The 12,923-nt window shown below is 68.4% G+C and carries 14 protein-coding genes and 1 pseudogene; 8 read left to right on the top strand and 7 right to left on the bottom strand.

The window, feature by feature from the left end; translation table 11 throughout:
* The first annotated feature begins 214 nt into the window (after positions 1-214).
* The 3 genes and pseudogenes from AB0I04_RS31220 to AB0I04_RS31210 all read left to right on the top strand — a co-directional run bounded on the left by AB0I04_RS31220 (position 215) and on the right by AB0I04_RS31210 (position 3,028).
* Positions 215-1,435 carry a riboflavin synthase gene (locus AB0I04_RS31220; RefSeq protein WP_360892345.1) on the top strand — a complete coding sequence of 407 codons (1,221 nt, stop codon included), beginning with the start codon at positions 215-217 and terminating at the stop codon, positions 1,433-1,435.
* An 8-nt stretch (positions 1,436-1,443) separates the two neighbouring features.
* Positions 1,444-1,857: pseudogene (locus tag AB0I04_RS31215) on the top strand (class I SAM-dependent methyltransferase); the annotation flags it as partial.
* Between the two features lie 385 nt (positions 1,858-2,242).
* On the top strand, positions 2,243-3,028 hold the full coding sequence (locus AB0I04_RS31210) for a thioesterase family protein (RefSeq protein ID WP_360892342.1): 786 nt from the start codon (positions 2,243-2,245) through the stop codon (positions 3,026-3,028).
* A gap of 17 nt (positions 3,029-3,045) precedes the next feature.
* Here AB0I04_RS31210 and AB0I04_RS31205 read toward each other — a convergent pair whose 3' ends face one another.
* From AB0I04_RS31205 to AB0I04_RS31195, 3 genes are all read right to left on the bottom strand, one after another.
* Positions 3,046-4,275: a serine hydrolase domain-containing protein gene (locus tag AB0I04_RS31205; protein ID WP_360892339.1), complete on the bottom strand. Its 1,230-nt coding sequence runs from the start codon at positions 4,273-4,275 to the stop codon at positions 3,046-3,048.
* Positions 4,276-4,433: 158 nt separating this feature from the next.
* Positions 4,434-5,105 (bottom strand): DUF4097 family beta strand repeat-containing protein, encoded by a 672-nt coding sequence (locus AB0I04_RS31200; RefSeq protein WP_360892336.1) that lies wholly within the window; start codon positions 5,103-5,105, stop codon positions 4,434-4,436.
* Positions 5,106-5,290: 185 nt separating this feature from the next.
* Entirely contained in the window at positions 5,291-6,217 is a 927-nt protein-coding gene (locus AB0I04_RS31195; protein WP_360892333.1) for a helix-turn-helix transcriptional regulator, read from the bottom strand.
* A gap of 311 nt (positions 6,218-6,528) precedes the next feature.
* Here AB0I04_RS31195 and AB0I04_RS31190 point away from each other — a divergent pair, with 311 nt between their 5' ends.
* The 3 genes from AB0I04_RS31190 (at position 6,529) to AB0I04_RS31180 (ending at position 8,814) form a co-directional block, all read left to right on the top strand.
* Entirely contained in the window at positions 6,529-6,789 is a 261-nt protein-coding gene (locus AB0I04_RS31190; protein ID WP_360892330.1) for a transposase, read from the top strand.
* Positions 6,786-8,003 carry a transposase gene (locus tag AB0I04_RS31185; RefSeq protein ID WP_360892327.1) on the top strand — a complete coding sequence of 406 codons (1,218 nt, stop codon included), beginning with the start codon at positions 6,786-6,788 and terminating at the stop codon, positions 8,001-8,003. Before AB0I04_RS31190 ends, AB0I04_RS31185 begins: the two co-directional genes overlap by 4 nt.
* 220 nt (positions 8,004-8,223) lie before the next feature.
* Positions 8,224-8,814 carry a short chain dehydrogenase gene (locus AB0I04_RS31180; protein ID WP_360892324.1) on the top strand — a complete coding sequence of 197 codons (591 nt, stop codon included), beginning with the start codon at positions 8,224-8,226 and terminating at the stop codon, positions 8,812-8,814.
* A gap of 79 nt (positions 8,815-8,893) precedes the next feature.
* On the opposite strand, the gene AB0I04_RS31175 is transcribed toward AB0I04_RS31180, so the two are convergent.
* The 3 genes from AB0I04_RS31175 to AB0I04_RS31165 all read right to left on the bottom strand — a co-directional run bounded on the left by AB0I04_RS31175 (position 8,894) and on the right by AB0I04_RS31165 (position 11,094).
* Complete coding sequence (locus AB0I04_RS31175; RefSeq protein ID WP_360892321.1) at positions 8,894-9,910, bottom strand: DUF475 domain-containing protein; 1,017 nt, start codon at positions 9,908-9,910, stop codon at positions 8,894-8,896.
* Positions 9,911-10,219: 309 nt separating this feature from the next.
* The gene (locus AB0I04_RS31170) at positions 10,220-10,312 is read right to left on the bottom strand and encodes a DUF397 domain-containing protein (protein ID WP_360892318.1); all 93 of its coding nucleotides are present in this window, start codon (positions 10,310-10,312) and stop codon (positions 10,220-10,222) included.
* Positions 10,300-11,094, bottom strand: coding sequence for a helix-turn-helix transcriptional regulator (locus AB0I04_RS31165; protein WP_360892315.1), 795 nt, complete (start codon positions 11,092-11,094; stop codon positions 10,300-10,302). The genes AB0I04_RS31170 and AB0I04_RS31165 overlap by 13 nt, the downstream gene beginning before the upstream one ends.
* Positions 11,095-11,235: 141 nt before the next feature.
* Between AB0I04_RS31165 and AB0I04_RS31160 the strand changes: the two genes are divergently transcribed.
* Positions 11,236-11,523 carry a hypothetical protein gene (locus tag AB0I04_RS31160; protein WP_360892312.1) on the top strand — a complete coding sequence of 96 codons (288 nt, stop codon included), beginning with the start codon at positions 11,236-11,238 and terminating at the stop codon, positions 11,521-11,523.
* Between the two features lie 193 nt (positions 11,524-11,716).
* Positions 11,717-12,271 carry an NAD(P)H-dependent oxidoreductase gene (locus AB0I04_RS31155; protein ID WP_360892309.1) on the top strand — a complete coding sequence of 185 codons (555 nt, stop codon included), beginning with the start codon at positions 11,717-11,719 and terminating at the stop codon, positions 12,269-12,271.
* Positions 12,272-12,302: 31 nt separating this feature from the next.
* Here the strand turns inward: AB0I04_RS31155 and AB0I04_RS31150 are convergent, their stop codons facing one another.
* A complete protein-coding gene (locus AB0I04_RS31150; protein WP_360892306.1) occupies positions 12,303-12,917 on the bottom strand; it encodes a histidine phosphatase family protein in 615 nt (204 codons plus the stop codon).
* Positions 12,918-12,923 lie beyond the last annotated feature (6 nt).

Raw genomic sequence — 12,923 nt, 5'->3', positions numbered from 1 at the left:
TTGAGCGCGAAGATCATCGCGTGTTATACGTGGATCGGTGCGATTCCAAGGTGCGGCGGTGACAGCCCGCCGGTTCCACTGATCACGGTGGGACGACTCGGTGTGATTCCGAGGCCACGCGGTGATACCCCGCCACCTCTCGGACCCGTTCGCTCGGGTCCCTGGTTCTCCATGCGGTGAGGATCGTCCTCCCGCCGTCGAGAGGTGGTGTCGGATGTTCACAGGGCACATCGACGAGATCGGTACGGTCGTGGCCGTCGACGAGGCTCGCATCGTGGTCAGGGCGCCGAAGGTCGCCGCGGGCACGCCCGGCTCGATCAGCGTGAACGGTGTGGGTCTCACCGTGGTACCGGCAGGGCCCGAAACGAACCTGCTGGAAGCGGCGCTTTCGGCCGAGACGCGGCGCCGGTCGACCCTCGATCAGGTCCGGCCGGACACACCGGTCAACGTCGAGGCCCCTCTCGCACTGGGCGATCCGCTCGGCGGCCATCTGGTACAGGGCGACGTGGACGCCGTGGGAAAGGTCGTCAGGGTCGACGACGAGGGCCCCATGCGGCGGTTGTGGATCAAGCCGCCGGAGCGCTTCCTCTCGCTGATCGTCGCCAAGGGCCAGGTCGCGGTCGACGGCGTCAGCCTGACCATCGCCGAGGTCGCCCGCGACCGGTTCTCGGTGGTGCTGATCCCGTTGACCCTACGGGCGACCACGCTCTCGGACCTGTCGGCCGGTGACCGGGTGAACCTGGAACCGGACCTGGTCACCCGACTGACCCGATGCCGGCCGTACGACCCGGTACGGGCGGTGAGCCAGGTGGTCGCGGCGCTGCCCTGGGCGGGACGCCTCACCGGAGCGGGCGGGGTTCAGAAGGCGGTGGCGCAGCTGGCGTCCGGAGGAGCGGTGCTCGTCTGGGACCCGGATCGCGAGGGCGAGGGTGATGTGGTGTTCGCGGGGGCGCGGCTGCGCCCGGAGGCGTTCACCTTCCTGCTCACCCAGGTGTGCGGGCATTCGACCGTGCCGTGCGCGCCGGAGATCCTCGACCGGTTGGAGATCGATCCCATCCCCGGTCCAGGCGACCGGCACGGCACCCGCCCGCACGTCCCGGTCGACCTGGTGGCCGGAACCGGCACCGGGGTGTCGGCCGCCGAACGCGCGGCGACCGTACGCCGGCTGGCGCACCCGGACGCCCGGCCGGACGACTTCCTGCGGCCCGGGCACGTCTTCCCCCTCGCCGCCCGGCCCGGCGGCCTCGCCGAGCGCGCGGGCCACACCGAGGCCACCGTCGCCCTGTGCGTCGCGGCCGGGCTGCCGCCCGTCGGGGTGTGCTGCGAGGTCATGAACCCCGACGGCACCATGGCCAAGGCCGCCGACCTGGAGATCTCCGCGCTGCGCTGGGGTCTCCCCCTGCTGGACGTCGCCGATCTCGTGAGGCACCTGTGACGGGGATCATGGGCCGGGATCTTTACGACGACCCGCGTTTCTTCGCGGGCTACCGACGGCTCAGGACGTCCGGTGCCGCGATCAATGACGCCATCGAGGTCCCCGCCATGGCCCGGCTGCTGCCCTCGGTGGCGGGCCTGTCGGTCATCGACCTGGGCTGTGGTACGGGCGCGCTCGCCCGTCGCCTGGCCGACGAGGGAGCCGCGGACGTACTGGCCGTCGACGCCTCGGAACGGATGCTGGCGTCCGCCGAGAAGCACCCCCGCGTCCGGTACCTGCGCGCGGACCTGGAGACGCTGACCCTCCCGCCCGGCTGTGCCGACCTGGTCGTCAGCAGCCTCGCCCTGCACTACGTCGCCGACTACCCGGCCCTGATCCGGTCCGTCGCCGGCTGGCTGCGTCCCGGCGGAGGACTCTTCTTCTCGCAGGAACACCCGATCTGCACCGCCCGCCGGCCGATGGCCGGCTGGCTGGAGACCGGCGACGGCATGGTCTGGCCGGTCGACGACTACGCCGCCGAAGGACCCCGGACCCAGAACTGGATCGTCGAGGGGGTCGTGAAACACCACCGGCGGATCGCGACCCTGATCAACGCACTGCTCGAGGCCGGTCTTGAACTGACCGGGATCGACGAGCCCGTTCCCGCCCTCGACCGCAGCCCCGAACTGGCCGAACACCTCAGGCGCCCCCCGATCCTGATACTCGCCGCGGTCCGGCCCCCGTGCGACCCGACCCGTACCAGCGCCCTTCGCGGCGACGTCGTGACCCGCCCTGTCCTCTCGCCGGCCGATGTCCGAGGATCGTTCCATGAGCGATCAGCCCGAAGCCTTCTACCTGCCCGCCGACGATGGTGTCTACGAGCCGACCAGCGCCACGGAAAGCCCCTGGGACCGCGACGCGCAGCACGGCGGACCCCCGACCGCGCTGCTGGCTCACGCCATCGACACCACGGTCGCGCCCGGCATGCGGATGGCCCGGATCTCGGTGGACTTCCTCGCCCCCATCCCGCGCCGCCCCGCCCGCGTCGAGGTCACCCCGCTGCGGCCCGGCCGGCAGGTCCGCCTCACCGAAGCCCACCTGATCGTCGAGGGGCAGGTCGCGGTGACCGCCCGCGCCTGGCACATCACGACCGGCCCGACCCCGCCCGTACGAACCGAGAGCACCCCGCCGCCTCCGCTCCCGCCCGAGCCGACCGAGCAGTACGACTTCGACGGCATGACCGACTGGGGCTACGGCCAGGCCGTCGAATGGCGTTTCACCCACGGCGGCCGTGACACCCTCGGCACCGCGCAGGTATGGACGCGCGTCCGCATCCCACTGATCGCGGGACGGAAACTCACCGGCCTGACCCGCACACTGATCGTCGCCGACTCCGCCAACGGCCTGTCGGCGACTCTCCCGTTCGATCAGTGGCTGTCCATCCCGCCCACCATGACCACCACCCTGCTGCGCCACCCCGACGGCGAGTGGGTGCACATGGACTGCCGCACCCACCTGGGCGACGACGGCCTCGGCCTGACCCAGGCCGCCCTCTCCGACCCCGACGGCCGCCTCGGCGACGTGGCCCAACCTCTCCTCATCCGCCGGCGCTGAACGGGTGGAACGCGGTGTCAGTCGTCGATCGCCTGGTAGAGGGTGGTCCAGAAGTCATGGATGACCCACGCCGGGTCCGGGACGGACATCCCGACCTGGGTGAGCAGGATTCCGGTGAGCTGGTTGTCCGGGTCGGCGTAGGTCGAGGTGCCGCTTCCGCCGTCCCAGCCGAACTGGCCGATGGAGGCGTAGTCGCCGCGGTAGGTGCGCACCGCCATCCCCATGCCCCAGCCGCCGTGCTGCCCTTGGCCGAACGAGACGTGGACGTTGTCGCGGGCCATGGCGTTTCGGGCGGCGTTCTGCTCGGGTGTGAGGCGGTTGGTGGTCATCAGCTCGACGGCCGGCCGGGACAAGATCCGTTCGCTCCCGTGCATCCCGCCGTTCAGCAGCATCCGGAAGTAGGCGTGGTAGTCATCGGCGGTGGAGACCAGCCCGCCGCCGCCGTCCTGGAACGCCGGAGGCTTGCTGTGGCGTCCCCCCTCGGCCGCGTCCCACACGATGAACTCTCCGGTCTGCGGGTCGGGGGTGTAGAGGGGCGGCAGCCGGTCGATCTTGTCGGCGGACACGTGGAAACCGGTGTCCTTCATCCCCAGCGGATCGAAGATCCGCTCACGCAGGAACGTCTCGAACGACTGGCCCGTGACCCTGGCGACGAGCACGCCGAGCAGATCGCTGCTGATCTGGTACTGCCAGCGCTCGCCGGGCTGGTGCATCAGCGGAAGCGTGCCCAGGCGGCGCATCCACTCGTCCGGCTCGGGCATCGGCTCCGGCAGATTGGGCGTGAGCCCCTGCTCGAAGACCGCGCCCATGATCGGAGTGCCCAGCGACGTCATGTCCATGCCGAGCCCGAACGTGGAGGTCAGCACGTCCCGCACGGTGATCGGCCGCCGCGCCGGCACGGTATCGTCCAGCGGGCCGTCGATCCGCTTCAGCACCTGACGGTCGGCGAGCTCGGGCAGCCACGGCTCTACCAGGTCATCCAGCCGTAGCCTGCACTCATCCAGCAGGATCATCGCCGCCGCCATCGTGACCGGCTTGGACGTCGAGGCCATCCGGAAGATCGTGTCCCGGCGCATCGGCGCGCCACCGTCATGACGCATCGTCCCGATCGCCTCGACGTGCGTCTCCTCGCCCCGGCCGACCAGAGCGACAAGCCCCGGAATCCTTTTGGACTCGACATGCCGAGCCAGCACGTCACGCAATCTGCGCAGCCCCGCTTCGGAGAAGCCGCTGTTGCTATTTCCCATCATGAATCTCCTTGTGTACGGCCCTACCGGTGGGGCCGGCACCAACCCTCGCTCTGGGGACTGGTCTGGATCAACGCCAACTTCGTTTATGTACTGTTAAGTCGCGGGTTATGACTGCAGGAAGAGCGCCGGTGGAGCGCGGGCCCCCTCAATGCTTCTCAGCGGCTGCGGGCGACGATGTCACCGTTGGAGGTGGTCGCGTGGATGTCGAGCTGGGCGGCGGCGCCTTCGGTGTTCTTGAGCGTGTTGTGGATCCGGCCGTGGGAGGTGCCCGCGTCGAGGGAGGCGGAGACGCCGGCGGCGGCTCCGACCGTGATGTCGCCGGAGTGGGTGGCCAGCACGACCGTGCCGCCCGTGGCTTCGGCGATGGTGATGTCGCCTCGTGAGGTGCTGATCTGGGCGGGGCCGCCGAGGCGGCCGACCTCGACGTCGCCGTCGGTCGCGGTGAGGCGGAGGCTCGCGGCCTCATCCAGCTTGATCTGGTGGTAGGCGCCTTCGAAGGCGACGTCGCCGAGGCGGCCGACGGTCCGCAGCTCGGTGCTGGCGGTCTTGGCCTCGACCCGGGAACCGGCGGGCAGCTTGACCGTCACCTCGACGGACCCCGACGGGCCGAAGTACTGGTTCTTCGCCGCCTGGGTCTCGATCCGCAGGACACCGTCGGCGAACTCGACCGTGGTCTGCTCGGCCGCCTTCACATCGCGGCTCTTGGAGGCGTCGGAGGGCAGGACCTCGACCATGGTGTCGGCCCGGTCGGCGGCGATGAACTGCACGCGCCCGGCGGGGACGTTCAGGACGGCGGTGATCGGGGCGGGGGTGTCGAACTTGTTCATCGTGCGCTCCTTGCGACTCGTTGTTTCGAACAATGGAAAAGCTACGTTGCCTTTCCAGATCTAGCAACCAGCTTGTTGCAAGTAAGCAGAGTCTATGCAGGTAGAAGCAAGAAAAGTGTTGCAGTGGTCTGACGCGTAACGCAACATCGGCCCACCTGTTCGTTGCAGTGGACTGAGAGTGAACGCTATGCCGAGGGCATCGTCCTTCTCACGGGCCTGAACCCCACCGCTTGGCGTGCGGTATCACGGGCGGGGCGTTCGGCGTGTTCGGCGGTCAGGCCGGCGAGCAGGCGCAGGGCGGATCGGGACGGGGAGTCCGGCTCGGCGGTGAAGATCGCCAGTCGCTGGCCTTCGTCGTCCGGCAGCTGCAGCAGTTCGTCGGTGAGGGTCAGCGGGCCCACGACGGGGTGTCGGTACTCACGGGTGTGATGGGCGCAGCGGCGTACGGGATGGGCCGACCACAGGGCGGAGAACTCCGCGCTCTTCATGGTCAGCTCGCCGATGAGTTCGGCGAGGAGGCGGTCGTCGGGATACTGGCCCGCGATGACGCGCAGGTCGGCGACCGTGTCCAGCGCCTTCTTGCCCCAGTCGGTGAACAGCGCGCGGATGTGCGGGTCGAGGAAGAACAGCCGCGCCCAGTTGGGCCGGTCGGCCGGCCGCTCGGGCGCGTGGAAGTCCAGGTGCCCGGCGAGGAGGGCGTGCCCCATCCTGTTCCAGGCGAGCACGTCGACGCGCCGTCCGAGGACCAGGGCGGGCACGTCCCCGAAGGACTCGACCATGATGCGGATCGTGGGGCGCAGACGCTCGGGAGCCGGGCGGCGTCGCGGCCCGGGCGCCGGGCGGGCCAGGGTGTACAGGTGCGTCCGCTCGTCGCCGTCCAGCCGCAGGACCCGGGCGATCGCGTCGAGGACGGCGTCGGAGGCGCCCGGGCTCTGTCCCTGCTCCAGGCGCGTGTAGTAGCCGACGCTGACGCCCGCGAGCCGGGCGAGCTCTTCACGGCGCAGGCCGGGCACCCGGCGCCGCCCGCCGTAGTCCACCAGCCCCGCGTCTTCGGGCCGGAGCCGCGCCCGCCGTGAGCGCAGGAACTCCCCGATCTCCGTACTTCGCTCCATCAGGTTTCCTTCGCGGGGACCATCCGGTGAGTGAATCGATGGCCACTTCGGGGCGGCCCGATATAGCCGGGACGGCCATCCATCACGTGTGTGGCGAGTCCAGAGATTGCACAATTCGTGTGTAGATGATGACCATGTGTTAGTAGTGTGATTGTTGCCAGGGCGGTTCGCCGGTTCTTCGGCGACATGTATGACCTCGGGTTGCACGTGGTGTGTGTTCGAAGTACCGCCGTCCAGTCCTGGGCGGCCGGGTCGCGGCCCGTCTGTAGGAGCTGATCGGGGTCAAGGCCGATGAACGGGGGTGGGAGATCGTGGCGCTGGAAGTGTTGCCCGACCTTGTCCACGTGTTCGTCAAGCACGATCAGAAGTCGTCGGCCTCGTGTGTTGCGAACCCGTTCGAGGGCTTGACCTCTCGCGTGCTGCGCCAGGAGTTCCCACGCCTGCAGCCAAAGCTGCCGACCTTACGGTCGTCGTACTTGGCGGCCTCGGCCGGGGCGGTAAGCGCCGAGACGGTGCGGCGGTACGTCGACACCCAGTCCGGACGCCACTGGAAGAAGGCTGGCGGCTCGTGATCCGTGCCTACAAGTTCCTCCTGCGTCCCACCGCCAGTCAGGCCCTCGCGCTGGGTGAGATGCTGCGGGATCACTGTTCGCTGTACAACGGCGCGCTGGAGCACCGTCGTACGGCCTACCACAAGGCGGGCGTGACGATCCGCTACGGCGAGCAGTCGGGGGAGCTGAAGGCGATCCGCGGCGAGGATCCCGGTGGTCAGGGCCGGTGGTCGTTCTCCTCCCAGCAGGCCACGCTGCGGCGCCTGGACAAGGCGTTCGCCGCGTTCTTCCGGCGGATCAAGGCCGGCCAGACGCCGGGCTACCCGCGGTTCAAGGGCCGCGGGCACTTCGACACCGTCGTCTTCCCCAGGGACGGCGACGGCTGCCGCTGGGACTCCACCCCGCACGAACCGCAGACCCGCGTACGCCTGCAAGGTGTCGGGCATGTGCGCGTGCACCAGCACCGGCCCGTGGCCGGCCGCGTCAAGACGATCAGCCTCAAGCGTGAGGGCAAACGCTGGTACGTCGTCCTGGCCTGCGACGACGTCCCCGCGCAACCGCTTGCGCCCACGGGCGCCCTCGTCGGCGTTGACATGGGGACGACACACTTTTTGACCACCTCCGGCGGCGTCCATGTCGCCAACCCGAGTTTTCTGAGCACGGCAGCCGGACAGCTTGCCGAAGCCCAGCGGCACCTGGCGACGTTCCCCAAACGCACCCGGCAACGCACCAAGGCCCACCGCGCCGCCGCTCGCAAGGTCGCCAAGCTGCACGCCAAGATCCGGCGGCAGCGCCTGGACTTCCACCACAAGACCGCCCGTACGCTGGTCCGCGACCACGACGTGATCGCCCACGAACGGCTGAACACAGCGGGCATGACCCGCGCACCCAAACCCAAACCCGACCCGGAAAACGATGGCGCGTTCCTGCCGAACGGCGCCGCCGCCAAGGCCGGGCTCAACCGCAGCATCCTCGACGCGGGCTGGGGGCAGTTCCTGGCGATCCTGGCGGACAAGGCTGAAAGCGCCGGTCGGCTCGTGATCCCGGTGGACGCCCGCAACACCTCCCGCACCTGCCCGCCTTCCGCCGGAGGCTGCGGGCACATCAGCGCGGACAACCGCCTCACCCAAGCCAAGTTCCAGTGCACGGCGTGCGGTTTCACCGCCAACGCGGACCACGTCGGCGCAACGAATGTCCTCAACAGGGCCGGGCTGGCCCTCTGCGACGTGGCCTAGCCACCGACACAGGAAGCCCGCGCGTTCACGCATGGGTGGAGTCACACGGCCAGTCTGCCGAGTCCGCGGGCGCGAAGCCTGCACCTGTCAGGGGTAGGAACCGCGGTCCTACCTCTCGCACAGGGCTCGGCACGATCCGCGACGGCCACCAGAGTCGGGTCGTGATCCCGATCGCCGGGACACGCACTGGCGATGGCCAGGCATGGAGGTGTGCTCGAGCATGAAGATCCTCGTAATCGGTGCGACCGGCACGATCGGGTCCGCGGTCGCCGCCGTACTGGAGTCGGGCGGTCACGAGGCCGTACGCGCGTCCCGGAACGGACCGGTGGCGGTGGACATGACGGACCCGGCCTCGATCGAGGCCGTCCTCACGTCGGTGTCCGACCTCGATGCCGTCGTGTGCTGCGCGGCGAGCGGCCGGTTGACTCCCCTGGCGTCCGCCTCGGACGAGGACTTCACGGCCGGCCTGGACGGCAAGCTCCTCGGTCAGGTCACCCTCGTACGCCGGGCGCTGCACCTCGTACGTGACGGCGGATCCATCACCCTCACCAGCGGCGTCTTCGCCGAACCCACGCCGGGAGGCGCGTTCGGCGCCCTCGTAAACGCCGGCCTGGAGGCCTTCGTCGAAGCCGCCGCGATCGAGATGCCCCGCGGCCTGCGCCTGAACGCCGTGAGCCCAGGCTGGGTAAGCGAGACCCTCGAGGCGATGGGCGAAGACGGCTCCCAAGGAACGCCGGCGATCGAAGTGGCCCGCGCCTACGTTCGAGCCATCGAAGGAACGATGCGGGGTCAGACACTCCTCCCGCGATGAGAGCGAGTCCGAAGCGAGGAAGACACGGCAGCTGGATCACCAAGGGGACGTCCCCGGCCGTGTGGCCGGGGACGTCAGGTCAGGCGTGGCGTTCGCCGAGCCTTTTGTTCCGGGCGTGGAGCGCGGAGTGCGCCGCCGCCGCCCCGATGATGACGGTGCTCGCAGCCATGCCGGTCCAGTCCGGGACATTCCCGGTGAGCCCGACGACGAGCTGTAAAGCGAGGATCAGCATCGTCCAGTAGGCGCCGGCCTCAAGGTGGATCAGCTCCGTGAGCCGTCCCCCCTTCGACAGGCGGACGTTCAGGCTGCGCATCAGCAGGATCCCGGCGAGGAGCCCGACGACGATCACGACGACGTTGGAGCTCAGCGACAGAGACCCGATCCCCGTGTCGAGGGAGAACACAGCCTCGATGGCCTCGATCAGCGCCAGCATCTTCCAGCCCGGCACATTCTTTCGGCCGTTCCCCGTGTTCCCCTCGGAACCTTCGATGACGTGCTTGAATATCTCGATTCCGAAGAACACGGCGATTCCCGCGAATCCCGCGACCGCGAACGGCCACGAGTACCAGAACGCACCCACGGCGCTGACCCCGGCGATGGCGATCAGCGTCGTGGCCCGCCAGACGTTGGCGTGCCGCCGGAGGACGTTCTCGATCGGAAGCCAGACGTGTTCCCTCTCGGCGTTCGTGAGGGTCCACACACTCGCCGCCGCCATGAACGCGGCGCCGAACGCGGCCACCTCCGGGTGGATCTGCTCCAGTACCGCGCTGTACCGCCCGGGTGCGGTGACCAGCATCGCGAACATCTCACCGATGCCGTGTCCGGTGAGGACCGCACCGGCGACCAGAGGGAGCGCCAACTGCACGAGCAGGGCGACCACTAGTCCGACACTTCGGTAGGCGAACTGCCATCCGGAGCTCAGTTTCCTGACATACGGAGATACGACAACCAGGTTGTCGATCCCGAATGCCACAGCGTAACCCGCGATGAGGCAGGCGGTGATCGCGGTCCCCGGTCCCTCGGCCAGGCACAGGAGAACCGGCAGGAGTGCCGGCAACCCGACCATCAGGGCTAAGGACAGTCTGCCTTTGAGCATGATTCGGCTCCTTCCTCTTATTTGTCGCACTTTTGTCCCGCCTGCGAAGGGCGGTCGAAGACGGACTGTCCGAAGCGTTCGCCCACCTGCAAGTCCGGCCAATGAGGGGCACCGGTCGAGGTGGCCGCGCCAGGTCGCGCGGGCGATCCGAGCGCCTCGGCGACGAGCGGCATCGTGGTACGTGCGCGGACTCCAGGCCGGTCAGCACCGGCAGGCGCGGGTCACGGCCGGTGGATGCGTCACCAGCCGGAATGAAGAATCCCCCGCCCTTGGCTCCGGTAAGCAAGGGCGGGGGACGACAGGGATTTGTTACTTGTCGCTCTTCTCCGCAACGGCGACTTCGACGCACGCACCGCCGTTGTTGGTGCTGTGGGTCGACTTACGCCAGTTCAGGGTGCCCATGATTCTGCTGCCCTCGCGATGAGTTCTATGGATGCCTCTTCAGGGAGCGCCTTAGCGCTCAACATCTGCCAGAGTCGGCGAATCGCCGCGACGTCTTCCGGTTTCTCTATCACATCCCCGCGTAGCGCGTTGTCGACGTAGGCCACATCCGTACCGTCGACGCTCGCCAGCACGATTCCCGCTCCGGCGAATCCGGCGTGCGCTCCGGCGGAGAACGGAATCACCTGGATGATGATCTCGTCGCATTGCGACAGTTCAACCAGCCGCATTAATTGATCATGCATGACCTTCGGCCCGCCGACCGCTCGCCTGATCACCGCCTCGTCGAGCACGGCGTGGAACAGCGGGGGATCCTCGCGCGCCAGAACCTTCTGTCTCGCCCGTCGTGCGCCCACCTGCCCCTCGAGGTCGAGCGGAGACGGCTTCCCGAGACGGAGCACGGCGCGAGCGTAGTCCTCCGTCTGCAGGAGACCGGGAATCACTAGGGGCTCGTACCAGAGCAGCGACGACGATCCGAACTCCGCTCTGGTCCACTTGCCGAGCCACTCCGGCGCGACCTCCCTGCTGACCAGATCATCGAGTATCCGCAGTATTACATCGGGAAGACCGAGAAGGTCCGTTAGGTGAGGAAGGTATTCCGTTTTCGGGATGATTCGTCCGGTTTCCCACGAGGCGACGAGGGATTCGGAGACCGGGAAGGTCTTCGCCAGTTCGGCGCGGGTGAGCTGCTTCGATTCGCGGGCGTGACGGATCTCCTTGCCGACGAACTGCCGCGCCGTCATGTGGTTTCCCGACATCTCGCTGCACACCTTCCGTACAAACGCGGGACGCGCCTCTTGTCTCTTCATGCTCCACGCGTTGGGGGCTCCCAGCGTACGACTTCTCAGTCATTCTGTGGAGTCAAACGACAACAGGGAGTCACCATGACCATCAATTCGCTCGAAGACGTCCACGAACTCGCCGGAAAACTCGTGACGGCCTGCCAGGCAGTCGGCCTGGACGCGCAGCAGCAGGGGCCGACGCGGGTTTACGTTCACGCGCCGGGGACCAGCAATCACCTCTCCGAGATCGTCACGGCGAAGCCGGACGAGAACGAGCGCCTCTGCTGGTGGTGGAGCTGGGACAAGCCGATCTGCGGCGCGGACGAAATCGAGAAGGCCGTCGAGATGATCAAAAAGGTCGTCTCCGTTCCGCTCCCACCCCGGAAATGACCTCGCCGGACGAGCTCATGCGCTCCGTCAACGAGTTCCTCGACATCCTGAACTCGATCGCAGGGGGTGTCCCAGGCCGCAGAGCTGACGCAGTTGGACCGACTCGTACGGCGGTATCCCGAGGCGGCGCGCAAGAGCCTCGAACTCTACGACCGGCAGTTCCGCACCGACCGGGGGCTGGTTTGATGACCGGATGCGAAAGTTCTTGTTCCTGATGGGCAGTGCGCGTTCGGGGGGTAACACCGAGGAACTGGCGCGCCAGGCCGCCGCGCACCTGCCCTCGGACGCCGCCCAGCAGTGGCTGCATCTTCGCGATCTCCCGTTGCCGGACTTCCAGGATGTCCGCCACGTGCCGGGCACCGTCTACTCCCAGCCGACCGGTAACGAGCGGGTTCTGTTGGACGCCACGCTCGAGGCGACCGATCTCGTCATCGCTTCACCGCTCTACTGGTACAGCGTCTCGGCCGCCACGAAGCTCTACCTCGACTACTGGTCGGGCTGGCTCCGCGTGCCCGGGGCGGATTTCAAGGCCAGGATGCGAGGCAAGACGATGTGGGCGATCAGTGCGATCAGCGAGGAGGACCCGGCCAGGGCCGACCCTCTGCTGGGCACCCTGAAGATCTCCGCTGACTACATGGGCATGCACTGGGGCGGGGAGCTTCTCGGCTATGCGAATCGCCCAGGCGACATCCTGGCCGACGAGAAGGCCCTGGGAGAGGCCAAGTGCTTCTTCGCGCTCAGCGGCTGATCCCGTACGCGGATCGTGCGGTCGAGCCACCTCACGGCCTGATGCGTTCGGGGAACCCGGTCCAGCGCAGGTCGGTCGGGAGATGGCTCATGTCGTTGAACATCACGATCGTGGGCGGCAGGCCGTTGCGGTACTCGATGACCGTCAGTGCGGTGTTGGCGCTGTTCAGCCCGAGCCACCGGGATTGCGGCGCGTCGAGCGCGTGCCGTACCAGCCACGCGATCGGGTAGGCGTGCGTCACCAGGACCTCGTGCGTGTCGGGCCGGGTCCGTTTCGCGCTCGCGTCGGGGACCTTCGCGAACCGGCCGACCAGGGCCTCGGCGAGCCTCTGACCCGAGGCTGCCTCGGTGTCGTCGTAGCCGTCGAAGAAGCCGGCCCAGGACGCGGGTGTTTCGGCCGCGCTGGGGACGTAGGGCACGTGGTCGACGAGTTCGGCGGCCTCGGTCACGGGCACGTTCGGTAGATGCCGGGCGAGTTCGTACGCGCTTGCTTCGGCGCGTGGCAGCGGAGAGTGCCACACGGCGTCGACCGGTACGCGGGCGAGCCGTTCGCCCAGCAGGTCTGCCTGCCGGCGCCCGATGTCGGTGAGCTTCCCGAACGCGTCGGCCGCGCCGTGGCGCGCCAGGTAGAGGACTCGGGTTGTCATCCGTGG

This window comes from Actinoallomurus sp. NPDC050550 (genome assembly GCF_040655075.1).
Lineage (GTDB): Bacteria > Actinomycetota > Actinomycetes > Streptosporangiales > Streptosporangiaceae > Actinoallomurus.
This window is presented reverse-complemented; position numbering and strand designations above follow the sequence as displayed.

Bases quoted from the DNA above. Each gene is read 5' to 3' on its own strand.
- AB0I04_RS31220 (WP_360892345.1), top strand. From the start codon at position 215: ATGTTCACAGGGCACATCGACGAGATCGGTACGGTCGTGGCCGTCGAC.
- AB0I04_RS31210 (WP_360892342.1), top strand. From the start codon at position 2,243: ATGAGCGATCAGCCCGAAGCCTTCTACCTGCCCGCCGACGATGGTGTC.
- AB0I04_RS31205 (WP_360892339.1), bottom strand. From the start codon at position 4,275: ATGGGAAATAGCAACAGCGGCTTCTCCGAAGCGGGGCTGCGCAGATTG.
- AB0I04_RS31200 (WP_360892336.1), bottom strand. From the start codon at position 5,105: ATGAACAAGTTCGACACCCCCGCCCCGATCACCGCCGTCCTGAACGTC.
- AB0I04_RS31195 (WP_360892333.1), bottom strand. From the start codon at position 6,217: ATGGAGCGAAGTACGGAGATCGGGGAGTTCCTGCGCTCACGGCGGGCG.
- AB0I04_RS31180 (WP_360892324.1), top strand. From the start codon at position 8,224: ATGAAGATCCTCGTAATCGGTGCGACCGGCACGATCGGGTCCGCGGTC.
- AB0I04_RS31175 (WP_360892321.1), bottom strand. From the start codon at position 9,910: ATGCTCAAAGGCAGACTGTCCTTAGCCCTGATGGTCGGGTTGCCGGCA.
- AB0I04_RS31170 (WP_360892318.1), bottom strand. From the start codon at position 10,312: ATGGGCACCCTGAACTGGCGTAAGTCGACCCACAGCACCAACAACGGC.
- AB0I04_RS31165 (WP_360892315.1), bottom strand. From the start codon at position 11,094: ATGACGGCGCGGCAGTTCGTCGGCAAGGAGATCCGTCACGCCCGCGAA.
- AB0I04_RS31160 (WP_360892312.1), top strand. From the start codon at position 11,236: ATGACCATCAATTCGCTCGAAGACGTCCACGAACTCGCCGGAAAACTC.
- AB0I04_RS31155 (WP_360892309.1), top strand. From the start codon at position 11,717: ATGCGAAAGTTCTTGTTCCTGATGGGCAGTGCGCGTTCGGGGGGTAAC.
- AB0I04_RS31150 (WP_360892306.1), bottom strand. From the start codon at position 12,917: ATGACAACCCGAGTCCTCTACCTGGCGCGCCACGGCGCGGCCGACGCG.